General features: G+C 40.9%; 17 protein-coding genes and 1 tRNA gene. 9 read left to right on the top strand and 9 right to left on the bottom strand.

Translation table 11 applies throughout. The annotated features are described in order from the left end of the window. Window positions 1–3: 3 nt before the first annotated feature. From OMHG_RS08930 to dat, 3 genes are all read right to left on the bottom strand, one after another. On the bottom strand, window positions 4–2,007 hold the full coding sequence (locus OMHG_RS08930) for a S9 family peptidase (RefSeq protein ID WP_010650222.1): 2,004 nt from the start codon (window positions 2,005–2,007) through the stop codon (window positions 4–6). 89 nt (window positions 2,008–2,096) lie between these two features. Then, the gene (locus OMHG_RS08925) at window positions 2,097–2,600 is read right to left on the bottom strand and encodes a DNA topology modulation protein (RefSeq protein WP_010650219.1); all 504 of its coding nucleotides are present in this window, start codon (window positions 2,598–2,600) and stop codon (window positions 2,097–2,099) included. Between the two features lie 187 nt (window positions 2,601–2,787). Beyond that, entirely contained in the window at window positions 2,788–3,663 is an 876-nt protein-coding gene (dat, locus tag OMHG_RS08920; RefSeq protein WP_010650217.1) for a D-amino-acid transaminase, read from the bottom strand. A gap of 366 nt (window positions 3,664–4,029) precedes the next feature. Between dat and OMHG_RS08915 the strand changes: the two genes are divergently transcribed. Next, window positions 4,030–4,103: transfer RNA gene (locus OMHG_RS08915), tRNA-Gly, on the top strand. Window positions 4,104–4,668: 565 nt separating this feature from the next. On the opposite strand, the gene OMHG_RS08905 is transcribed toward OMHG_RS08915, so the two are convergent. Further along, the gene (locus OMHG_RS08905) at window positions 4,669–5,859 is read right to left on the bottom strand and encodes an IS110 family RNA-guided transposase (protein WP_010650215.1); all 1,191 of its coding nucleotides are present in this window, start codon (window positions 5,857–5,859) and stop codon (window positions 4,669–4,671) included. A gap of 434 nt (window positions 5,860–6,293) precedes the next feature. Between OMHG_RS08905 and OMHG_RS08900 the strand changes: the two genes are divergently transcribed. From OMHG_RS08900 to OMHG_RS08870, 7 genes are all read left to right on the top strand, one after another. Next, window positions 6,294–7,997 carry an ABC-ATPase domain-containing protein gene (locus OMHG_RS08900; protein WP_010650213.1) on the top strand — a complete coding sequence of 568 codons (1,704 nt, stop codon included), beginning with the start codon at window positions 6,294–6,296 and terminating at the stop codon, window positions 7,995–7,997. 22 nt (window positions 7,998–8,019) lie between these two features. Continuing rightward, window positions 8,020–9,162 carry a tRNA epoxyqueuosine(34) reductase QueG gene (queG, locus tag OMHG_RS08895; protein ID WP_010650211.1) on the top strand — a complete coding sequence of 381 codons (1,143 nt, stop codon included), beginning with the start codon at window positions 8,020–8,022 and terminating at the stop codon, window positions 9,160–9,162. A gap of 86 nt (window positions 9,163–9,248) precedes the next feature. Continuing rightward, on the top strand, window positions 9,249–10,103 hold the full coding sequence (locus OMHG_RS08890) for an amidase domain-containing protein (RefSeq protein WP_010650207.1): 855 nt from the start codon (window positions 9,249–9,251) through the stop codon (window positions 10,101–10,103). Between the two features lie 111 nt (window positions 10,104–10,214). Continuing rightward, window positions 10,215–10,688, top strand: a complete 474-nt coding sequence (gene trmL, locus OMHG_RS08885; protein ID WP_010650205.1) for a tRNA (uridine(34)/cytosine(34)/5-carboxymethylaminomethyluridine(34)-2'-O)-methyltransferase TrmL — start codon at window positions 10,215–10,217, stop codon at window positions 10,686–10,688. A gap of 461 nt (window positions 10,689–11,149) precedes the next feature. Next, complete coding sequence (locus OMHG_RS08880; protein WP_010650203.1) at window positions 11,150–14,020, top strand: 2-oxoglutarate dehydrogenase E1 component; 2,871 nt, start codon at window positions 11,150–11,152, stop codon at window positions 14,018–14,020. Further along, window positions 14,007–15,269: a 2-oxoglutarate dehydrogenase complex dihydrolipoyllysine-residue succinyltransferase gene (gene odhB, locus OMHG_RS08875; protein ID WP_010650202.1), complete on the top strand. Its 1,263-nt coding sequence runs from the start codon at window positions 14,007–14,009 to the stop codon at window positions 15,267–15,269. The genes OMHG_RS08880 and odhB overlap by 14 nt, the downstream gene beginning before the upstream one ends. A gap of 440 nt (window positions 15,270–15,709) precedes the next feature. Next, entirely contained in the window at window positions 15,710–16,897 is a 1,188-nt protein-coding gene (locus OMHG_RS08870) for a NupC/NupG family nucleoside CNT transporter (protein ID WP_010650201.1), read from the top strand. A 29-nt stretch (window positions 16,898–16,926) separates the two neighbouring features. Here the strand turns inward: OMHG_RS08870 and OMHG_RS08865 are convergent, their stop codons facing one another. After that, the gene (locus tag OMHG_RS08865) at window positions 16,927–18,297 is read right to left on the bottom strand and encodes an MATE family efflux transporter (protein ID WP_010650199.1); all 1,371 of its coding nucleotides are present in this window, start codon (window positions 18,295–18,297) and stop codon (window positions 16,927–16,929) included. A gap of 113 nt (window positions 18,298–18,410) precedes the next feature. Between OMHG_RS08865 and OMHG_RS08860 the strand changes: the two genes are divergently transcribed. Then, window positions 18,411–19,484, top strand: a complete 1,074-nt coding sequence (locus OMHG_RS08860) for an undecaprenyldiphospho-muramoylpentapeptide beta-N-acetylglucosaminyltransferase (protein ID WP_010650197.1) — start codon at window positions 18,411–18,413, stop codon at window positions 19,482–19,484. 111 nt (window positions 19,485–19,595) lie between these two features. Here the strand turns inward: OMHG_RS08860 and OMHG_RS08855 are convergent, their stop codons facing one another. The 4 genes from OMHG_RS08855 to OMHG_RS08845 all read right to left on the bottom strand — a co-directional run bounded on the left by OMHG_RS08855 (window position 19,596) and on the right by OMHG_RS08845 (window position 24,458). Next, window positions 19,596–21,716, bottom strand: coding sequence for an MMPL family transporter (locus tag OMHG_RS08855; RefSeq protein ID WP_237566165.1), 2,121 nt, complete (start codon window positions 21,714–21,716; stop codon window positions 19,596–19,598). A 7-nt stretch (window positions 21,717–21,723) separates the two neighbouring features. After that, the gene (locus tag OMHG_RS19020) at window positions 21,724–22,746 is read right to left on the bottom strand and encodes an MMPL family transporter (protein ID WP_237566164.1); all 1,023 of its coding nucleotides are present in this window, start codon (window positions 22,744–22,746) and stop codon (window positions 21,724–21,726) included. After that, complete coding sequence (locus OMHG_RS08850) at window positions 22,743–23,192, bottom strand: MarR family winged helix-turn-helix transcriptional regulator (protein WP_010650195.1); 450 nt, start codon at window positions 23,190–23,192, stop codon at window positions 22,743–22,745. Before OMHG_RS08850 ends, OMHG_RS19020 begins: the two co-directional genes overlap by 4 nt. 141 nt (window positions 23,193–23,333) lie before the next feature. Further along, window positions 23,334–24,458 (bottom strand): Ger(x)C family spore germination protein, encoded by a 1,125-nt coding sequence (locus OMHG_RS08845; protein WP_010650194.1) that lies wholly within the window; start codon window positions 24,456–24,458, stop codon window positions 23,334–23,336. Window positions 24,459–24,461 lie beyond the last annotated feature (3 nt).

Here is a 24,461-nt window from a genome sequence, read left to right as displayed (position 1 = left end):
CGTCTATAGATATTTTTCAAACCAACGGCAGATTTGATCGAGCCGCGCAATTCTCATTTCCGGCTTACCGCTTCTGCTCAGTTCATGGGTTGCTCCCGGAAAACGGACAAATTCGACCTCCTTATGAAGGTGCTTCAATGTGATGAACAGTTGCTCCCCCTGTTCGATTGGACAGCGGAAATCACGTTCTCCATGCAGAATAAGCAGTGGTGTTTCCACATTTTTGGCGTATTTCAAAGGTGATATATCCCAGAGACTGGAAGGATCATCCAATAAGTTTAAGCCATGCTCCCATTTCGTGAAGAAGAATCCGATATCGCTGACTCCGTAGAAGCTGAGCCAATTGGAAATGGAACGTTGCGTAACAGCTGCCTTAAATCGATTGGTATGTCCAACAATCCAGTTAGTCATAAAGCCGCCATAGCTACCGCCCGTTACGCCAAGGCGGGATTCATCGAGAAAGCTAAAATTTTCCAGGGCATAGTCAACTGCATGCATTAAATCGGTATAATCCCCTTGGCCATAATTTTGGCGGACAGCATTGACAAATTTTTGGCCGTAGCCATGGCTGCCGCGGGGATTTGTATAAAGAACGGCATATCCTTGTGAAGACAAAAGCTGCATTTCATGGAAAAATGTCTGCCCATACATGGCATGGGGGCCGCCGTGGACTTCCAGTATTAATGGATATTTTTTATTCTCATCAAAGTCAAAAGGACGAAGCAGCCATCCCTGAATCTCCAGTCCATCCTCGGTAGAAAACGTCAATGCTTCAGGCTCAGCAATGGCCACTTCTTCGATGAATTCAGCGTTTGCATTTGTTAAACGCGATAGGTTGAAATCTTGATCCAATTTATAAAAATTACATGGATTGGCAGGTGTGCTGATTCCAATTATGAATTCAGCGTTAGCATGGTTATAGGAGAAACCAAAAACATGATTATCATTTTTATATAATACGTTCAATTCGCCTGCCAATGTAGCCTGATAAAGTCCAGTAGCTCCAAAATCTGTAGCTATAAAGAAAATTCGCTCCTCATCCTCCGACCAGACAGGACCTGCAGCGGACTCTCCAAGCCTTGTATCCCCAGCCATTGCGTCACCAAGTTCTATATCCCAATCTGTGCTTAGAGAAGTCCTTTGACCGGAATCGGTATCCATTATGTATAACTCACTTAATGTTGCTCCACTATATTGAAAATCATGCCCGAAACAGGCTATCTTGCTGCCGCTTGGAGAAAAGGCTGCACTGTAATAACTGCTTTTGCCATTGGTCAATTTCGTTACTTCTTTTGTTTTTAGATTTAATTTATAAAGATCACTGATTAGTTCATAATCGGATGAATCACTCAAATTTGCTGTAAAAATAATATGGCTGCCGTCTGGAGAAATATCCTGGAAACCATGATCGCTATCTGCGGATGTCAGTTGTGTGAATGAGTCATTTTCCAGGCTGTATAAAATAATCTGCGTTTTTTTCTGATCGTGAAAGCCTTTTGCATCCGATTTATACTTTAGCCTGTTGACATGTAAAGGTTGGCTTTCCTTTTCTTTCTGTTCACTTTGGCGTTCTTCTTTTGAGAGTTCTCTTTGATCTTGCACATTATCATCTTGGTCAAGGGAAGCGCTGAACAGAATAGACTTGCCATCCTTTGACCATGCGGGACGTGATGCCCCATTTTTGAATGTAGTCAACTGTCTTGCTTCGCCGCCATTCGCTTCCATCAGCCACAGTTGCATGATTCCGCTTCGGGAAGATTGGAAGACAGCTTTCTTACCGTCAGGAGAGAACCGAAGACAGCTCGTATTGTCATTTCCAAAAGTCCATTGCTTTGCATCTTCCTCTTCCAATCTGTGAAAATACAAATTTGACTGATATTCATTTTTTTCATTAATGGTGGTAGAAACATATGTATATGCATTCGCGTTCGGTACAAATTGAGGGTCACTATATACCTCGATGTTTTTCAGATCCTCCGAGGTGATAGGTCGTTTGAGATTCGTCATAAATGGCCTCCTAATATCGTTGAATAATCAGAACTTTTATATCAGTCTAAACTAATTCGAGTTTCGAATCAATCCGGAATTTAGATTTTTCATTCTATTTCATTCAAAAAGAGTCTTAGCTCTTTTGGGGATTTAAAGATGTATACGGATGTATTTTCCAGCTGGGATAAACGTTCGGTCAATGCAGGTGCCTTTGTTTTATTGAAATTTTTGACCCATTGGAAGAACTCCCAGTCAAGCTTTTCAGGGCAATCTTTCCCCATATCCGGCCGGGTCGATTTCCTGTACTGGATGCGCCTTTTAGTAATGCCATAGAGACAGCGGACTGTTTTATAGTGCAAAAAAATGACGGTATCTGCCTGAGTTAATCTATGGTCCATTGTGCTGCTGTAATTGCCATCGATGATCCATGAATCACTTTGATAAATCTTTTGCTGTTCATTAATGAATTTTTCCTTTTCTGTCGGTATCCAGCCAGGCTGCCAAAATAGTGCATCCAGATGATGGACGGGGATATGCAGTCTAGCACCCAGCTGTCGGGCTAAAGTGGATTTTCCTGAACCGCCGCTGCCGATAATAGCAATTTTTTTCATAAAAGCCTCCATTGTATCAGATTGGTTAAGGATTTTAGTTTTAGCTTGAAAAGAATAAAATGATCACATCAATTTTCTTCATGTAATCTTGTGTATGGTAAATCTCATGAGTGCTAAACAAGCAAAACGCCACCGCACAAGGATGCGGAGGCATTGAATGTTATCCTGAAAGAATAATCTATTCTTGTCAGACAGTGTGTTTGATTCTGTTTTCCTTGATGTTGGCATCGAGTTCGTAGGCTTCTTGCAATTGACGAGTGATTTTCCCAGGCTTTCCATCAGCGATTTGCTGATTATCCACTTTTATGATCGGTGTGATTTCTGAAGTGCTGCTGGATAGGAAGATTTCATCGGCTATACGGATATCTTCTACCGCGAATCCCTCTTCGATTAATGGGATTGATAAATCTTTTGTGAATCTTTCAACTGCCATTCTTACACAACCGTGCAAAATATTGTTTGTTGTGGGATGTGTATAGATTTGCCCATCTTTTACCATGTATACATTCGACGAACTGCACTCTGTTACAACTCCGTCCCGATGGAGGATGGCTTCATAACAGCCGTTTTCCTTAGCAGTTTGCTTGGCCATTACATTTGGCAGGAGGTTTAAGCTTTTAATATAGCAATTTTCCCATCTTATATCTCTATGCGTAATTGCATGTACACCGTTTTCCATACCCGTCATGTTTCGAGGCTGATCTTGGACATATGCATATATGTTGGGCATTACGGATTCGGGGAATACATGATCACGTGGAGCAGATCCGCGGGTGATTTGCATATAGACTTTGCCGTCAGAGTTCATTTCATTCTTTTTCAGCAGTTCATATAATAAATCGGTTATTTCCTCTTTATTGAAGGGTAATTGTATTTTTATTGCATCTGCAGATTGGAATAAGCGGTTGACGTGTTCTTCCAGTAAGTAGTAATTTCCATGATAAATTCGGATCACCTCGTAGATTCCATCTCCGAATTGAAGACCACGTTCTTCGAATGGGTATTTCAGTTTATCGTGATGGGTAAATTTCGATTGTGTCAGTATTATCGGGTAAACAGACATACTATTGGCTCCTCTCATCAAAACATATTTCTAGTTTATAGCTCCATGAAGTGAATGTAAATGATTAATTGTTTTAAAATTTGATTTATTCAATAAGGATTATTATCTGTATTTGGATTAAAAGGTATGAGTGGTAAAGATAAATATAGCCTAAATGAAGCTTTAAAAGAATTGTCTAATGTGGGTTTGTAATCATACTTTAAAGTTTTTGTAAAAAAATGTTGAAAATAGGGTTGATTAGTATCAATGAAATTGCTATAATAAATTTTGCAATCAAAAAAACACAATTTGTTTTATCCGTGCAGTAATCAGCAAGCTTCACGAATAGAGACAAGGCAAGTGTAATTGAAATTGTACAATGAATATGCGGGTGTAGTTTAGTGGTAAAACCTCAGCCTTCCAAGCTGATGATGAGGGTTCGATTCCCTTCACCCGCTCCATACATATGTGATAACGCAGTGTTTCGTAAAACCGATTACGAAGCGTTGCGTTTTTAATTTTGGCTGTTTTATTAATTACCCGATACCTGCTTCGGCCGATTTCCGCTCCGGGCAGTCGCTTTCCGCGGCGGGCGCTCTCAGCTTTCTCGGAAGAACCCCACTTCCTGCGGGATCTTCAGCCGTTGCTTTTCCCGCTGGAGTCGACTGCCCTGCGCTCCAATCAATCAGCAAAATAATCGAGTATCAGTAATTTGATTCAGGATTCAGAAGCCAAATCATAGCGGAGGAAATATACGAAGACTCCTGCGGGAAAGCGAAGACGCTAAGCCCCCGCTAGATGCACCTGCGTCTGCCAGTTTCGCTTCGAAGCAGGGTTCCTCGGTGCAAGGGAGCACAGGAGCAATCGCAAGCTGTACCCTGGCTTAGCTCGAGCCCGCGGAAAGACCAGCTATGAGTTGTCAAGGAGAGAAAGACATTTTTTTATAATAATGCTTATTTAAAAAATCTCATGCCAAAATACACCTCTCTTTCAAGGTGTTGTGGAGAACATAAGTTCGTTAATATTTTATTTCACATGAGGCTCATATGGCTTTTGATCTCGTAAAATGGCAAAAATGATGTGTGTTAACTTTCGTGCTACAGCTCCTACAGCGACTTGGTGGCTTTTCCCCCTACTTTTTAGCCTTTTATAATGCTGTGATAATGCCGGGTCACATTGGCTTGCAGAGAAGGCGGCATACCAAATAGCTCGTCGTAAATAAGGGGAGCCTCTTTTGGAAATTTTCACGTAGGAAGCCTCAAAATTACCAGATTGTTTCACAGCCGGGTCTAACCCAACAAACGCTACTAACTGTTCAGGGCGTTCGAAACGTTTTATGGACCCTATTTCTCCTAAGATTACGGCTGCGGTTGGATAGCCAATACCATTTATAGTTGTTAAATGTGTATTTTGGTTATCTACAAGTTTCATCAGCTTTTTATCAAGCTCATCTATTTGTTCGTCTAATAAAGATATCTGTTCTAGAAGCAGATGGATCTGCATCCTGAAGGCATCTGTTGCCATGTTGATACCAAAGGTATCTTCCGCAGATTCTTTAATTTTAGTTGCTTTTTCATGGGCTCTACGCTCTCCGTATGAATTCTTACTCGCATCATTTAGAAACTTAGCCAATGTTTCTGTATCAATAGCCTGGATATCTTCAGGCATAGGATAATGCTTAAGCAATTCTGAAGAAGATGTGCCAAAAACTTCTGAAAACATATCTTCATATTCTGGGAAGACTTGATCCAAAAGAGCTATAATCTTGCGCTTAATATCTGAACTTTGGTCAACGAGAGAGTAACGTAGCCTTTCTAATTGTTTTAATTGAAGTAAATCCTCTTCTAAAAAAGGCGTGGCATCAGGCATATCAATACGTATAACCTGTGCGATAAGAAAAGCATCTCGTGCGTCTGTTTTCGTCTTACGAATGAAGAAGTTCCGTAAAGCGTCCGATCTTAAGGGGTTAAATGCTGTTACTTTAAAACCAAGTTTGTTTAGGTATGTGAATATAGAAAGCCAGTAATGCCCTGTGGCTTCTAACCCAAAAACACAATTTTCTTTGGTAAGTTGATGGTTGTTTATAAACGTTAATAGTTTCTCACTACCACGTTTAGAGTTAGCGAAGCGTAGACTTTTACCGATAGGTTTACCATTATTGTCAATAAGACCAGCTTCGTGCTCCTTTTTACCAATATCAATACCTAGATAATGCACACTAACACCGCCTGTATGAAAAATTAACCAGATAGGAGAATCCTCCACTTCTTTATAGATAATCATGCTCGTTAGATATTCGACAACACGTGCCATCCAGCTAATTCGAGTATTCTATAAAGGGGAGGTGTCAAACTTTCCGACGAAGATTATACTTCAAGCGCAGCTAGCGACACCCTCCACCTGATTACCCCCATCATACTATTTAAGTGGGGATCCTTAAATAAGGTTACCTATATCATACGAGCGCAGTGTATTTCCGGAGTGGAGATAAGCTCATCATCAAGTTACGTCGCAGTCTATATATTTTATGTGAAAACAACAAACTTTGAGAAAACATTATTGAACTTCACCCCGCAACGCCTCTACAATTGAAAACTACAGTTATACATACTATCCTATAAGGAAATACAATTAAAATCTGAGGGATCATTATGAAAAACCTTTTAAAGCAATTAATTCAAATGGATAACAAGGGCTATAAGGCCTATAAGAATATACAGGGCCATTATTACTACGAAGACTTTGAGTTATTTATAGACTATGTTCAAGGTGACCCATTTGCATCACCCTCCAAAATCCGAGCAGTTGTACCAAAGGAAAAACGTGCCATCCATAATGAATGGTTACAATCAACTAAACGCAGGATTGCTGTAGAGGATGCTTTTGCAAGGGCTGTGGCCAAGGCTGCTGCTCGGGAATCTATTAGCGTTAAGGGTTCAGGGAAAAGTGGTTTGATACTTTTTGATGGGCCTGGACAGGAAGTTCTGGAAAGGTCTGCTTTGCAAATCCATAAAGATACAATCACCGTCTGTGTGTCTGTAGGGCTGCCGGCAAATGGAAGACGTATAAATGGAAGGGAAGCTGAGAAGCTGTTTGCAAACGTAATTCCATCGATCATCAAGAATTCCATCTTTAAAATTAGAGATCATGATATTGATGAGGCTATAAAACTTGCTGATCAGCAGGAAGCAATTCGGAATGAAATGAGAAAGAACAATTGGACAGCGTTTATAGCCAATGGCTCTATCCTTCCAAGGGAGAGCGGAATCAGCAACAGACCGCTTCATCATGCAATCCCTTTCCAAAGTCCAAAGGAAGATGAAGCTGCAATCTTCATACCACACCAGGAAGCCCCCTTAAAAGGGATGGCAATCAAAAAAGGGGTTACGCTAATTGCCGGCGGAGGCTATCATTGGAAAAGCACTTTTTTAAAAGCGATAGAGCGTGGTGTCTATTTTCATAAAAGAGGAGATGGCCGTGAGTTTGTTTTAACCGATCCTGATGCCGTTAAAATTCGTGCTGAGGATGGCAGACAAGTATCAGCCGTTAATATTTCCCCGTTTATAAATAATTTACCGCATCACCAGATGACCACGTCTTTTTCAAGCGACAATGCCAGTGGAAGTACGTCACAAGCTGCCAATGTTATCGAAGCGCTGGAAGCGGGAGCGACAGTACTGCTTATCGATGAAGATACAAGCGCGACTAACTTTATGATTCGTGATTATCGGATGCAGCAGCTGGTAAGTCAGGAGAAAGAGCCGATAACTCCATTTATAGACCGGATAAAACAAATCTCAGATCAGCTCCAGGTTTCTACAATCCTCGTTATGGGAGGGTCTGGCGATTATTTTGCTGCAGCGGATACAGTGATCATGCTGGATGAGTACGTGCCACATAATGTAACCGACAAGGCTGCAGCGATTATGAAAAAATATCCGATTGAACGTGATTCGGCAGCTGAAATCGATTTCCGAGTAAATACGAATCGTTTTTTTCAGCCACCATCCATACAGTTAAATAAAGGTAAACGAACGAAAATCAAGGCAAAAGGATTACATCAGATTATAATGGGGAGTACGGATATTATTTTCAACCATACGGAGCAATTGGTAGATTCATCGCAAACAAGGATGATAGCAGAGATTATTAATTATCTGCATCGCACAAATGGATTGGAAAATAAATCGCTGCGTGAAGTTCTTGATTCTGTTGATACACAAATGGATCAATTTGGTCTCGCGTCATTGACATTATTTAATGATCAGCATCCAGGTGAGTTGGCCCGTCCGCGCAGACATGAAGTTGCTGCAGTACTCAATCGAATGCGTACAGCTAGCGTTCGCCAGCTCTAAATTATAAGGAGGGAGGGATTTCATGAGAACCGAACAGCTAAAACAGGAAATCATTCAGTATGCCAAGGAAATTGGAATCGACAAGATTGGGTTTGCTTCAGCAGATGTTTTCACAGAATTAAAAGAACGTTTGCGGAGACAGCAGGAGTTACAGTATCAGTCGGGATTTGAAAAAGGCTCACTGGAAGAACGTACGGAACCAAAACGCCTGCTGCCTGAAGCGCACTCCATCCTGTCCATAGCGATTGCATATCCATCAAGGATGAAGAATGCTCCAAAAAGTACAAAGGAAGAACGCCGCGGAATTTTTGCCCGGGCATCTTGGGGAATTGATTATCATACCGTACTTAAGGATCGCCTTGAAAAGCTTTCTGCTTTCATGCAGGAAAAAATGCCGGATACAGTCAATAAAATAATGGTCGATACCGGCGAGCTATCCGACCGTGCAGTTGCAGAGAGGGCTGGTATTGGATTCAGCGGGAAAAACACGTCCATTATTACACCTGAATATGGATCTTTTGTTTATCTCGGAGAATTGATTACGAATATCCCTTTTATTCCGGATGAGCCCCTTGAAGACAGCTGCGGCGAATGCAGAAAATGCATGGATGCGTGTCCCACTGGAGCATTGGTTGACGGTGGCCAGCTGAATGCACAGCGCTGTATTGCCTTTCTTACACAGACCAAGGATTTTCTGCCAGATGAATTCAGGACTAAAATCGGGAATCGTGTTTATGGCTGCGATACATGCCAGCAGGTTTGCCCACGAAATAAAGGCATCGATTTTCATATTCATCCGGAGTTTGAACCAGAACATGATGTTGCTAAACCGAAGCTGAAGCCAATATTAAACATCTCCAATCGGGAATTCAAGGAAAAGTTTGGCCATATTTCCGGATCGTGGAGGGGAAAAAAACCACTGCAGCGCAATGCATTAATAGCTTTAGGCCATTACAAGGACAAGACGGCAATTGCAGATATTGCAGAGGTCATGAACAATGATCCGAGACCGGTAATTCGCGGTACGGCTGCATGGTCACTTGGGAAAATCGGCACCGAAGAGGCATATCATGCTATTGAAGCAGCAATGGAAAAGGAAATCGACGAACAGGTATTATATGAAATGGAAAAAGGTCTTGCCTTTCAGAAAACGTCTGCAGTCTAGTCAACTAATAATGTTTTGGAAGCATTTCAAAAATAATGCTTAAATAAGCATCCCTTCCATATACTTCTTATGGAGGGGATTTTCTAATGGAATTAATCAAGAATCTTTGGCAGGATTTCTTTCGGGATAATAGAGATTCGGATAATTGGTGGAAAAGAAAACAGAATATATGGGCTGGGAGGGAGGCGGAAATTATTCGTGTAGGAGGAAAAGGGGAGGTTTTCCGAAAACTTCAATACGATAACGAAACGCAATATCATTATTTCATGCATCTCAAATATGTCATTAAACAGAAACGGAATATCCATGTAGAAGAGCAACTAATTCCGTATCGTCTTCATTTAGTGAACGGTACGGTGACAAATCATGAAGAAATACCGAGGAATAAGGATCTAAAGGAGAAGGGGGCATTGCCGGAAATAGAGAGAAAGACAAGGGAACAGGTTCACGAGCGCTTTTCCTATGATCGCTTGGCGGCAGTTCAGTATGCGGAACGGTGGTGGAACAGCCGTAATCCTGATTACCGGGTTTTTCATGTCGATTGTACCAATTATGTCTCCCAATGTTTATATGCTGGCGGGGCTCCGATGTGGGGAGCTACTGTTAGAGATAGGGGTTGGTGGTATGGTTCGGGAAGCTGGAGCTATAGCTGGGCAGTCGCACATTCATTAAGGTGGTATCTTAGCGGTTCTGTCCAAGGGCTTAAGGGCAAGGAAATGGAAAGCGCCGACCAGCTGATTCCCGGGGACGTTATCTGTTATGATTTTCAAGGTGATGGCAGATGGGATCATAATACCATTGTGGTGGCAAAAGATGAATACGGAATGCCTCTGGTCAATGCGCATACAGATAACAGCCGGAATAGGTATTGGTCCTATGAGGATTCCACAGCTTGGACACCTGATATCGCATATAAATTTTTTCGGATTGGTGAGGATTAGTGATATAATAGATACGTGATTAACTATTAAGAAGATGTTCAAAAGCCCTATGAAAAAAGAGGCCGCTTTTTATTTATGTTTTTGAACACGGATTTTTAAGGAGAATGAATTTTGAGCTTACATGTCGTATTATTTCAACCAGAGATTCCAGCTAATACTGGTAATATCGGAAGAACATGTCTGGCAACTGATACAACCCTTCATCTGATTCGTCCATTAGGGTTTTCTACAGATGATAAAATGCTGCGCCGGGCCGGATTGGACTATTGGAAAAACGTTGATGTTCATGAGTATGATTCCATAGATGAGCTTTATCAGAAGTACCAGGATGGTGACTTCTATTATATAGAAAACTTCGGTACGGCACATTATACGGATTTTGACTTTAATAAAAAGGAAGAAGACGTATTCTTTGTATTTGGCAGAGAAACAACAGGTATACCAAAAGAACTCTTGATTGGTAAAGAAGATAAATGTCTGCGGATCCACATGAACGGTAAAGTGAGATCGCTTAATTTATCCAATACTGCCGCTATCATTATTTATGAAGCATTAAGGCAACAGGGATTTCCAGCCCTGACATAAGCATTCAGGAAGCAAAAAACCGTCATGTACGCAAACATGACGGTTTTATCTATTATTGATTCTGTTTTGGTACTCCCGGTTTTGATTCGTAACCTGAAGTAAACATGGAGATAACAAATGTTACCATAACACCGATTAATAATGCTAATTTCATGTAAACATCCTCCTTAATCTCTACAAATAACACATATTTCAATTTATTATTCCCTATTATAACGAAAAAAAATGATTCTGTGAAGTTTGAGTATAAAGCTGTATGTTTTATTCAAGAAAAACATTTGAGACACTTATTCGCATTAATTTCGTTAATATAAAATTTATATATTAAACAAATTCTGAACATATGTTGTAACAATGCATAAAATAGGGTATATTAGTTGATGAAATGAAGTGTCAATTCTATAATGAAATTGAACCGTTTACATAGCGGGAAAAGTTAACTTCTAATGGGGGTATCAGACGTGGCAGAAAATGGAGAATCTGTAGAAAGATTCTGGGGGCAGTTTCATGGTCCAAACACGGGGTATATAGAGCAGCAATATGAATTATACAAAGAGGATCCGGAAGCGGTTGAATCTTCTATTAAAGAGATTTTCGATATTTATGGAGCTCCTGCATGGATGGATCAGCCGAACGGTGCAGGACAGACAGAAACACAATCACAATCACCATCTGAATACGATGTGAAAAAGTTGACCTCAGCGATGAAACTTGTTGAGGCTATTCGCCGTTATGGCCACATGGAGGCAGATATCTATCCTGTCGGCGGCTATAGAGGCAATAATGGAGAAGTGCTGAATTTAGCGACATACGATTTAAGTGAAGATGATTTGAAAAAAATCCCGGCAGCATGGCTATGGGATAAAGCAGCAAGTGATGTGGAGAATGGTTTAGATGTTGTAAACCGATTAAAAAAATATTATACAGGTACCATAACGTTCGAGTATGATCACGTCAATAATCATGAAGAACGGGAGTGGCTTTTCGATTTAATTGAAGATGGAAAAGCCAGATTGGAATTATCTGATGAACAACGAAAAACAGTTCTGAAACGTTTGGTGGATGTGGAAGGATTTGAAGGATTCTTGCAAAAAACATTCGTTGGGCAGAAACGTTTCTCAATCGAAGGCCTTGAGGTCATGGTGCCTATGATTGATCGGATTGTCCATTATGCGGCAGAGGATCAGATTGAAAATGTCATGATGGGAATGGCCCATCGTGGACGCCTATCGGTACTTGCCAATGTGCTGGGCAAACCGTATGACAAGATATTCTCTGAATTCAATTATTCGAAAGATAAAGAATTAATGCCCTCAGAAGGTTCAATGGGGATTAATTATGGCTGGACTGGCGATGTGAAATATCACTATGGGGCAAAAAAAGAAGTTGAAAACGGGGAAATCAAAACAAGAATAACACTTGCACACAATCCGTCCCATTTGGAATTCGTTAATCCGGTTGTGGAAGGCTTCGCCCGTGCTGCACAGGATGAGCGTAAAGAAAAAGGCTATCCAAAGCGTGATACCAATAAAGCCTTTCCTGTTTTAATCCATGGTGATGCAGCCTTTATTGGTGAGGGTGTTGTTGCAGAAACTTTGAATTTGAGTGGATTGCCGGGTTACAGTACAGGCGGAACACTCCATATTATCGCGAACAACCAGCTTGGTTATACAACGGACCGTGAAGACGGCCGCTCGACTCGCTATGCGAGTGATTTGGCGAAGGGCTTTGAAATTCCGGTCATTCGCGTAAATGCCGATGATCCAATTTCGTGCATCTCCGCTATTAAAATAGCATATGAATACAGAAAAAAATTCAATAAAGACTTTCTGATAGATTTAGTTGGTTATCGTCGCTATGGACACAATGAAATGGACGAACCGAGGACGACACAGCCCAATTTATATAGTGAAATTGATAATCATCCATCGGTATCTGCCCTTTTTGCTGAATCTCTTCAAGAAAAAGGGATTATAAAAGAAGATGATTTTGAGCAGATAAAACAAACGGTTGATACAAAATTAAGTGATATCTACTCCACAATGGTAGAAAATGAAATAGGAAATCCGGAAGCGAAGCTAATGCCGGAAGTGTTATTGAATGGTTTGGATCAATTTGAAACGGCCGTAGATCTGGATGTTTTAAAAGCATTGAATCAGGAACTATTAAAACGTCCGGAAGGCTTTAATGGATACAGAAAAACAGAGAAAATCCTGAAACGCCGTGCCGATGCTTTAAATGAAGGAAATAAAGCAGACTGGGGTACTGGGGAAGCATTGGCATATGCTTCGATTCTATGTGATGGTATCCCGATCCGCTTAACTGGTCAGGATACCGAAAGAGGTACATTTGCCCACAGACATATCGTACTCCATGATACGGAAACAAATGAAAAGTATAGCCCACTGCACGGATTATCGGAGGCGAAAGCATCCTTTGATATTCGCAACAGTCCATTATCAGAGGCAGGTGTGCTTGGATTTGAATATGGCTATAGTGTGCAGGCGCCAAATACGCTTGTTATCTGGGAAGCGCAATTTGGTGATTTTGCGAATGCAGGACAGGTTATATTCGATCAATTCATTTCTTCTTCCAGGGCCAAGTGGGGAGAAAAATCCAACATGGTTATGCTATTGCCGCATGGTTATGAGGGACAGGGACCAGAGCATTCCAGTGCCCGATTAGAAAGATATCTGCAGATGGCTGCTGAGAACAACTGGATTGTTGCCAATGTAACATCGTCTGCACAGCTATTTCATTTATTGCGCAGACAGGCAGCATTGCGTGACCGTGAAGAGGCAAGACCGTTGATCCTAATGACTCCAAAAAGCAGCCTGATCCGGAATCAGCGAATGGCATCAGCAGCTGTGGAATTCTCTGAAGGGAAATTCCAAACGTTGCGTGACCAGCCTAACCTTGAAATCAGTAAGGAAAAAGCAACGCGTCTATTGATCGGAAGCGGGAAGGTCATGATTGATATCGAAGAAGCGATTGACAATTCAGAGGATAACTTCGAGTGGTTGCGAGCAATTCGATTAGAACAAATTTATCCATTTCCACAAAAAGCATTGGCAGAGGAATTGAAACAGCTGCCAAATGTAAAGGAAATAGTTTGGGTGCAAGAAGAACCTAGAAACATGGGTGCTTGGAATTTTGTTGATGATTACTTAAGAGACCTATTGCAGGAAGGTCAGACATTACGTGTAATCAGCCGTCCAAACCGGTCTGCGCCAGCTGGAGGGATACCAAGTGTTCATAAAACAGCTCAAAATAAGATCATAAATCTAGCATTAACCACATCTGAAGGGGGAAATTCCAGTGCAAGAAATTAAGATTCCAGAACTAGCAGAATCCATCACAGAGGGTACGATCGCTGAATGGCTTGTTAAAAAAGGTGAAAAAATTGCAAAGGGAGATCCAATCGTTGAATTGGAAACAGATAAAGTAAATGTAGAAGTCAACGCTGAATTCTCTGGTGTCATTACTGAGATTCTAAGTGAAGAAGGCGATGATGTAGCAGTGGGAGATACCATCGCAAAACTGGATGAAAATGGAGAGGCAGGCGGTGATTCAGCTCCTGCTGAAGAAACACCAAAAGAAGAAAAGCCGGAAGCAAAAGAGGAAAAACCGCAAGCATCAAAAGCATCTGAAAAAGAAGCACCTGCCACTGAGAGCGGCACCGGTGACTTTATCGCTTCTCCAGCTGCGAGAAAACGTGCCCGTGAGCTGAATATCGACTTAAGCAAAGTGTCTGCGCGCGATCCATTAGGTCGTGTCCGTCCTGAAGATGTAGAAGCTGCGGCAAAGGCAGGAAATGAGCCTAAAGCTTCCCAGCCAGCAAAATCGGAAGCTCCAAAAGCTGCAAAAACAGAGTTTGAAAAACCGGTTGAACGTGTGAAAATGACCCGACGCCGTCAAACAATCGCGAAAAACCTTGTTAATGTTCAGCAGGAATCTGCCATGCTGACAACATTTAACGAAGTAGACATGACTGCTGTCATGAAATTGCGCAGTGAACGAAAAGAAAAATTTCTAAAGAAAAATGGTGTGAAACTTGGTTTTATGTCCTTTTTCACAAAAGCTGTGGTTGGAGCATTGAAAGAATTCCCATTACTTAATGCTGAAATACAGGGAAATGAACTGGTCATCAAGAAATTCTATGATATTGGTATTGCTGTATCAACAGATGATGGATTAGTAGTTCCAGTTGTGCGTGATGCAGATCGTAAAGATTTTGCAGATATTGAAAGTGATATCGTTGATTTAGGTACAAAAGCGCGTGACAATAAATTAGCGTTAAGTGATTTGCAAGGTGGATCATTTACCATTACCAATGGAGGTACATTTGGTTCGATGATGTCCACTCCTATTCTGAATGCACCACAGGTTGGAATCCTTGGAATGCATAATATTGTTAAACGTGCAATGGTGATGCCAGACGATTCGATCGAAGTTCGTCCAATGATGTATCTCGCATTATCCTACGACCATCGGATTGTTGATGGCAAAGAAGCTGTCCAATTCCTTGTACGAATCAAGCAAATGCTTGAAGACCCATATGATTTATTGCTGGAAGGCTAATTTAATTCTCATCTGAGTTAATGACTTAAAAATCCTATAAATGAACAGACTTTATGATAGAAGTCCATTGCTGATAAGTAGCCCAGCAATGGACTTTTCTGTTTGGTTCTATATAGTTTCAAATCATGCAGAAATTCTACTACTCTTCATAATATTTACACTTATAAATCCTTTTAGATAACCATTGCAAAATAGTACGGGAACGAATATTATAGTAAACGTTGGTTAATTATACAAAAGGAAAACGGCTTTTATCTTGTCAGCAATTGGACGAAATTATCCGGGGAAGAAGGTAGGATGTAAACGCAACCTCTCCACCGGTAACTTGGTCAGGCATTGAATGTCCGGTTTAGTAAGTTGGAATTTTTACTTTTATATGTTAATCAATTCTGAAATTAGGGAAAAACTAAATTAATACAGCAAACTAAAGGAGGTCTACCGTGGATATTCTTCTCGGTATTTTTGCAGTTATCGTAACATTGGCATTAGCCTTTCTTATGTCCAATGATAAGAAAAATATTAATTATAAAGGCATAGGGATCATGCTCGTCTGCCAACTGCTGATCACATGGTTCATGTTCTCAACAGAGCTTGGAAATACAATCATAACTGGTATATCAGCAGTGTTTAATAAATTGATTGAATTTGGAACAGAAGGAATTAGCTTTGTTGTTGGAGGATTTATGCTTGAAGAAGGTGGCGTATTTTTCTTTAACGTATTGCTGCTTATTGTCTTTTTCGCGACCATTCTCTCAGTATTGACATATTTGAAAATTCTTCCAACCATTATCAAATACATTGGTGGACTTATTTCAAGAATTACCGGATTGCCAAGGATTGAATCATTTAACGGGGTTAATAGTATTTTCTTCGGTCAGTCTGAAGCATTAATAGCAATCCGTTCCCAGTTCCATCATTTAACAGCGAATCGCTTATATATTGTAAGTGCGTCGGCAATGAGTTCTGTGTCTGCATCCATCGTTGGTGCATATATTCAAATGCTGCCTGCTGAATACATATTGGTGGCACTTCCGTTAAATATGTTCAGTGCTTTAATGATTGCTTCGATTATCGCCCCTGTGAATGTATCTAAAGAAGATGACTATGTGGATGTCTCAAATGTTACAAATGATAAGAGCATTTTCGAAGCAATGGGTAATGGAGCACTTGAAGGAGGGAAGATTGCACTGATAGTTGCTGCAATGCTGATAGCCTTTATTGCCTCACTTGAACTTGTGAATTGGATTATCCAAGCAGTATTTGCTGGTGTTACCCTCCAGCAGATCTTGGGATATGTCCTTGCGCCGATCGGGTTACTGATGGGAATAGCGCCGAGTGAGGTACTGGATGCTGGTGCGATAATGGGTACGAAAATCATTACCAATGAATTCGTTGCTATGCTTGATTTCGAGCCGATGATTGGTACGATGTCTGAGAAAACAGTCGGTATTGTTTCGGTATTCCTGACAAGCTTTGCCAATTTCTCTTCCATTGGAATCATTGCTGGAACAGTAAAAGGTATCGATACAGCAAAAGCTGCAATTGTTTCTAAATTTGGAATGAAGCTATTGGCAGGTGCCATACTTACTTCTATCTTATCTGCAACAGTTGCAGGATTATTCTTATAGAATCATATATAATAAAAACTCATCAGCAATCAATCTGCTGATGAGTTTTTATTTGCTTTGTCATAACTTCCTTGTATTTGAATCAGTCTCCATAATAGAGCTGCCGCACCGAAGCTGAGTCCGACGATAATGCCAACCCAGTACCCAAACGGTTCAAGAGATGTATAATTTGCCAATACCCAGCCAACAGGCAGTCCAATAATCCAATAGGATACAAATGCTATAACAAATGTCATGTTCACATCTTTATAGCCGCGAAGTGCTCCTTGGATAGGTGCTCCAAATGCATCTGCCAACTGATAGAAAATCGCATAGTAGATAAATTGCCTTGTCAGTTCGATTACTTCGGGTTCCGTGTTGTATAAAGCTGCAACCGGACCATTGAAGACATAAAGAATAATGCCTGCAAATATGGCAATAAATACACCGCCGCTCATTCCAATATAACCATAGGTGCGGGCATCTTTGAAACGTTTTGCCCCTGCCTCAAATCCAACCGTAATGGTTAAAGCCATACCAACACTCAGTGGAATCATGTACAGCAGTGTGGCAAAATTCATTGCTGCCTGATGTGCTGCAAGTGTGAATGTGTTATAGACACTCATTAATAAGGTAACTGCTGAAAAGATACTCGTTTCAAAAAATACTGCCGCACCGATCGGAAGACCGATTTTCAGTTGGCTGAGCCACGCAGCTATCGATGGTTTTAACCATTTACTAAACAAAGAAAATCCACTAAATGGCTGTACCCTCGCCATTACAATCAGAGAAATCACGCAAACGAGCCAATAGGTCAGGGATGTGGCAATCCCTGCTCCAATACCTCCAAATACAGGAAGTCCTAATTTACCAAATATAAAAATATAATTAAAAATGATATTAAGAGGCAAAGAGACAAGAATAATTACCATGGAGGCGCGTGTTTGCCCTAAGCCATCCATAAAAGACCGGATCGTATTAAAAATAAATAATGGTATAATCCCTGCCCCTAGTGCAATAAGATAGTACTTGGCGACATACCGAACCTCGCTTTCCAGTTCCATCAATGAAAGCAAAGGTTCAAGCAGCAGTGCACCAAATCCTATAATGACAAAGGATAGGGCAATTGCCAGATATATTCCCTGCTGCAGAATTCCAGGAACTTCATGGTCCTTTTTAGCACCGATTGTGTGGGCAATAATCGGCGTTATTGCCAGTACAATACCATTGATACCCGTCGATATTGGTATCCAAAGGCTTGATCCAATTGCAACACCAGCCAGCTCCTCTGCACCAGCCCGACCGGACATTACGGTATCGAAGAATGTCATCAGATTTAAGCTTATTTGTGTAATTAAGATGGGGAGCATTATAATAATAAAAAGTCTAATCTTTTCTTTGATGCTTGTTGTTTGGTACATTAAACTCTTCCTTTTTTGCATATTTTCTAATAGGATAGAGAGTGTAATCCTAATGAAGCATAAAGATTATTATACTTGGTTAAGATGATTTGTGAAAGAAAGGAAGTACGATTATGAAAAAGAAACGTATTCTATTTACCGGTGGAGGAACTGCTGGGCATGTGATTGTTAATCTGGCCTTAATTCCTTTTTACCAGGACAAGGGGTGGGAGATCGATTATATAGGATCTTATAATGGAATAGAACGAAAGCTGATCGGACAGCTGGAGGGTGTTACATATCATCCTATCTCGACCGGAAAATTGAGAAGATATATTTCCAAGGAAAATTTAAAAGATCCATTTAAAGTAATCAAAGGGACTATGCAGGCATATCGGATTATTGGCAAGCGGAAGCCTTCTGTCATATTTTCTAAAGGAGGATTTGTTTCAGTGCCAGTGGTAGCTGCCGCAAAATTGCGCGGTGTTCCATCCGTTATCCATGAATCAGACTTTACACCGGGGCTTGCCAATAAGCTTTCTATACCTTTTACTAAAAAGGTGCTGGCAACATTTCCGGAAACGATGCAATATCTCCCGGAGAAAAAAGCGGAATATGTGGGTGCTGTCGTACGTGATGAGCTCTTTAAAGGGAGCAGGGAAAAAGGTTTGGAGTTTGCAGGATTGACCGGTCAACTGCCCGTTCTGCTGATCATGGGCGGAAGCGGCGGTTCCCATAAAATCAATCAAACAGTAAGAGAAAGCTTACCAGAACTGCTGAAATCATTTCAGATTATACATATCTGCGGACTGGATAAAATTGATGATTCGATCGACGAAAATGGGTATGTCCAATTTGAATATATTAACGACGAGCTGAAGGATATCTTTGCAGCATCAGATTATATATTATCCCGTGCAGGCTCAAATGCCATCTTTGAATTTCTTGCATTGGGAATCCCGATGCTTCTCGTTCCGTTATCAAAAGGGGCAAGCAGGGGAGACCAAATTATTAACGCCAAATCATTCCTTGAAAAGGGTTATGCAAAAGTCCTCGAGGAAGAGGAACTAACAGAACAGACTTTACAGCATCACCTATCAAAATTAATCGAATCCGGACCAATGATGGTTAAAGAAATGCAGGAATATAAAAGCGAAAAATCCCGTGACCGCGTAATCGAAATAATAAATCGAGTCAGTAAATCGTAAATAGGTAAAGATTTGGGAGCTAGACAGCAAAATCCAAATCTCTTCCCTCTCTTCTACTAGTGCCAACAAATGAAAACCCTGCTGATTTATTATAAATCAGCAGGGTTTTTACTATTTCATATGATGTTTAAATGGCCACCAGTTGTATTTACCGAATAAGCGAACCATTATAGGGATGAATAATGGAAGCATGATAAATGCATACAGGAACAGGCCGGTTAATACTACCGTTGCTATCTGCAGCAGTGATAACACGCCGGATGGCAGCATTGCACCGAATGTGCCTCCTAGAATAATTGCTGCTGAGAGAATGACAGTACCCATTTTCTTCATCGATTGAAGCAATGCTTCTTTAATCGAAATATCTCTGTATTCGTTAAACCGATCCATCAGGAAGATACTGTAATCAATTCCTAAAGCCATCAGCATTACAAAAGCAAAGAATGGGATTGCCCAAGTCATTCCATCATAGCCCAGGAGTTTAACGAAGATGAATTCACCTACACCCATTGACGTGAAGTATGTTAATACTAATGAACCAATTAGATAAAGCGGCATAATGATTCCTCTTAATAGGATGACGAGCATTATGAATATTCCACTGATCATTAAGATGACAGTTCGAGAGAAATCTTTATCGGAAATATTCTGCAGATCATTGTTTGTACTGCTGATACCGCCGATTTTTGGATCGCTATCTTCAAATAGCGTATTGTCTTTTGCATCATTAACAGTATCTTTAACCAGATCAACCATTTCCATGGCCTCTGTTGAATAAGGGTTAGAGGAAAGTATAACCTCAAATTTAGTAATCGTCTTATCCTCGGAAACATAGGATTCTGTTCCCTTCATAAAGTCTTCATTTTCAAGTGCTTCTTCAGGTATAAGGACAAGCGGATTGTCGCCCATATCCAGCTCATCAAGGTAGCTTCCGATTTCCGAAAGGCCGTTATCAACCTGCTGGAGTCCATCAGAACCCTCGTTCAAACCGGAAGATAGTTGTTCCAGCTGATCCTGCATGGAGGCGAAGGCAGTATTCAGTTCCTCCTGTCCACCATAAATCTGGCTTAGACCATCTTGTAAGCCTGGTAGATTATCGACAACCTGGCCTTGGCCGCTAGCAGCCTGATTCAGCCCGGATTGAAGCTGTTCGATACCTGTTATAAGTTCACCAATAGCAGCAGATAGCTGTTGCTGTCCGTCAATGGACTTTTCGAGGCCGCTATTTAGCTCATTGAGAGGTGCAATTACTTGTTCCTCCAGCTGTGTTTGGATTCCCGCAAGCTGTCCAAGCTGCTGCTGCATTTGCTCTACTGCCTCAATTACTCCGTCAATTTGGCCTTGGGCTGTCATGTATGCTTCCATAAAGCCCTGGTCCTGCTGAAGTCCTGGATTGGCTGCAACAGCTGTATTAAATACAGATTCCATATTTGTTTTAGAGCTTTCCAATGTGCTGATCATTTCATTCAAATCATCTGGATCCATAGATGATGTGCCGAAGTCTGACAAGCCCTTTGCTATTGCCTGATAGCCTTGGAGTAATTGCTGGTTCCCTGAAATTGTTTGATCAAGGTTGCCCTTGACTGTCTGCAGGTTGGAGCTTATTTCTTCGGCACCCTGCGAACCGGATTGTATACCATTCTCAATTTCGGTTAATGCACTGCTGATTTCAGATATGCCGTTGTTTGCATCCTCTGTGCCTTGCATTAGCTGTCCGACACCTTCTTGGGCTTCTTCCAATTGCGGTGCCGATTGATCGAGTTCAGAAGCGGCATCACGTAAACCAGATTCAATTTCTTGTATGCCTTCTGTGCTTTGGCCTATTCCTTCTGAAAGTGAATCGGTTTGATTATCAACTAAAAAGTCCTCAATAATTTCTCCGGTAGGACGCGTTGCACTGCGGACCTGTTCTACACCGTCCAGCTCAGCCAGCTCCTGTGAAATGGAAGCAATCGCTTGGAAATCCTCAGCTGCATCAATTTCATTTTCTGTTTCGACCACTACATTCATTGGCATTGCCTGGCCAGGACCAAAGCTGTCTGCAATCCAATTGAATCCACTGACAGAGCTATATCCATCACCAATTTCAGCCAAAGAGTCATAGGAGGTTGACCCTTGATAATTAATCAATGAAGGGATAACAATAACCGCTATGATAAGGAGTGCAGCAAATGGACGCTTCCAGGCAAAGTTTCCAGCCGCTCCCCAGATTTTGCTTTCGGCATGTTCCACCTTTTTATCAAACGGCCAAAACAATTTTTTCCCAAAACAACAAGGAAAAAGGAACCAATGTGGCCAGAGCTATTAAAACAACCGCAACCCCTACGGCAACTGCAACAGCAGATTGATAGAGTGAAAAGGTTGAAAGACCGATAGTGGAAAAACCGATCAATACGACAATGCCTGCAAAGAAGATCGTTCTCCCGCCAGATTTATAGGTTGCTAGAACGGCATCCTGAATCGAATCATTGTTTGCCACCTCTTCCTTAAATCGACTGATAAGCAAAATACAATAATCGGTCCCAATACCAAACATGACCACGACCATAAAGATTTGGGTGAAAGATGATAGTGGGAAATCCACCTTATCCGCCAATATTGAAACGATTCCCTGTGCTGCCAAATAACTAATACCGACAGTCAGTAAAGGAACAAATGGTGCTACAAAGGATTTGAAGACGACAAGCAGGATAACTAAAATTAAACCAACGGTAATCATTTCAGTCCGCTTTAGTCCTTCTTCAGAATTCTTGATAATATCCTGGGAAATAAATTTTTCTCCAGTCAACTCATGGTCAACATGAATATCTTCAACTGCCTGATAAATATTCTCCCTAGCCTCATCCACATCTTGATCTTCTAGTGAGACCTGAAAAGGAATCATGATGGTTGTTCCATCTTCTGAAACGGTTTGTTCTTCGATTAATGAATCCTCGTTGAATGCAAGAATATCAGAAATTGCTAGTTCATCCTGTTTTTCTTTCAGAATGTCAGCAGCTGCTGCAATTTCTTCTTTTTCGGATTCATCTATACCATCTTCATCATGAAAAACCAGCACGGAACTTGCATTATCTTCACTGCTGTCCGATGACATACTTTCTAATAGATTCTGAGCTTCCTGGGATGGCGATCCTTCGGGGACAGCTATTTGTCCTTTATCTCTTACCAGGTCCTGAAGATTCGGAGCAGTGATGAATAAACCAACTGCAACGGCAATCCAGGCAATGGCAATTAACCAGCGAAATTTAATAATATGCTTCATTGTCCGTCCACCTCTTTATTGTTTTCCATAAGATTTGCCAGTTTTTCCAATGACCTCATAAATTCTATGATTTCTTCCTCCTCGAAATGGGATAAGTGCTCACCAATATAGGAGTACACTTTGTCTTGGGTATACTCGACAAATTCCTTACCCTTATCTGTAACAGAAAGATAAATCACTCTGCGGTCAGCTTCATCACGTTTCCGTTTGATCAATCCTTTTGCGTGAAGTCTGTTAATTTGTGCAGTGACCGCACTTTTGCCAATTCCAAAAGCAGAAGCAATATCTGTACTTGTACACTGTTCTTGCTTTAGAATCTGGTTAAGGGTAGAGAACTGGTCTGTCGTTATATCTGAATGTACTTTTTCTTTTAAGATTACATTTAAGCTTCTATAAATAGCATTAGATGCATTCTGATAGCGGGCAACCAATGATTTTAAATCCATATGCTTACTCATCTCCTTATAGTTCATATAGTGAATAGTTCGATACGTGAACTATTACATACTAGCACTTTCAATTAGTAACTTCAACTTATTTTTTCATTAGATATAAAAAAACAGTCCAAATTGAATATTGAACTGCTTTTATTGGATTGTTCCATAGTGGAGGATTTCCACATTCACATTAAAATTCACGGTAATCTCAGGGTATTTATCCCGCCATTCCTTATCCTTAAGATCCCTGTCCCGAGTTTTCGCATTATATAACGTGCCAAAACCGATTTGGTCTGAATTAACCTCCTGGAGCTGATCAAGTAATTTATCATATCTTCTTGTTAATTCTTTCCCGACTTCTTTTTCCAGCAGTTCAAGCATCTTTTCATTTTTTAATGAAATAGCATCTGAAATCTCGAATATAGCGGTTTCAATTTTTACATCTGCATCAAAGCTAAGAGAATCGTAATCGACCAATTTCCTTCTGGTCTTACTGCCTTCAACCATTAGTCTTAGATGTATTTCCTCTGTTTCCTTTCCCTCCAGATATTTCTCAAAAGGTGCAGCGGGAATCGAGATATCCATAGGGGTCGACGTGGGACTTTTTTGAAACAGATTTATTAATAATCCGTCATCTCGGCTGATTTCACCTACAAGTTTATCATTTTCGAATACTCCCAAACCTATAATTGCTGGTCTTTCCTCATTTATAGCAATAATCGGAAGGATTGGATCAATGCCAACCTCGAAGGCTTTACGAGAAAAATCATATAAGGAAGACTTTGGTATCGATCCTTCATTAATTTCTTTCTCGATCATCTGCTGGATAAATTGACCGATATTAGGAGTTAGCTTTTCTTGTCCATCAATAATCAGATCTTTAGCAGTTTGATCACTCACTGCAAAATACATGGTGTCTGATACACCGGCATCACGCACCAATGTCGCTATATATTCCAAAATACCGGATTCTGCTGTCTCCCTCCCATAGAGTTCTACACGAAGCTGTCCGGGGGTCAACGAAAATCGAGTATGGAAGCTTGCATCTCCCAATGCCTCATTGATGGAATTTCCTTTACCGGTAATGATGGAGGTTATTTCTTTAGCCTCGGAATCGAACTCGAATGCAACAATGGTTGTTTCAATTTGATTTTCCTCCAATAAATCGATTCCTCTGGTATGGATAATGCCCAGGCTTTCGATTGGATGGGGCTCCACACAGGCTGCTAAAAGGATTAAAGGAAATATTGCCATGGCTATTCGCTTAATTGACATTTT

It is taken from the genome of Oceanobacillus massiliensis str. N'diop, from assembly GCF_000285495.1.
In the GTDB taxonomy this organism is placed as follows: domain Bacteria; phylum Bacillota; class Bacilli; order Bacillales; family Amphibacillaceae; genus Oceanobacillus; species Oceanobacillus massiliensis.
This window is presented reverse-complemented; position numbering and strand designations above follow the sequence as displayed.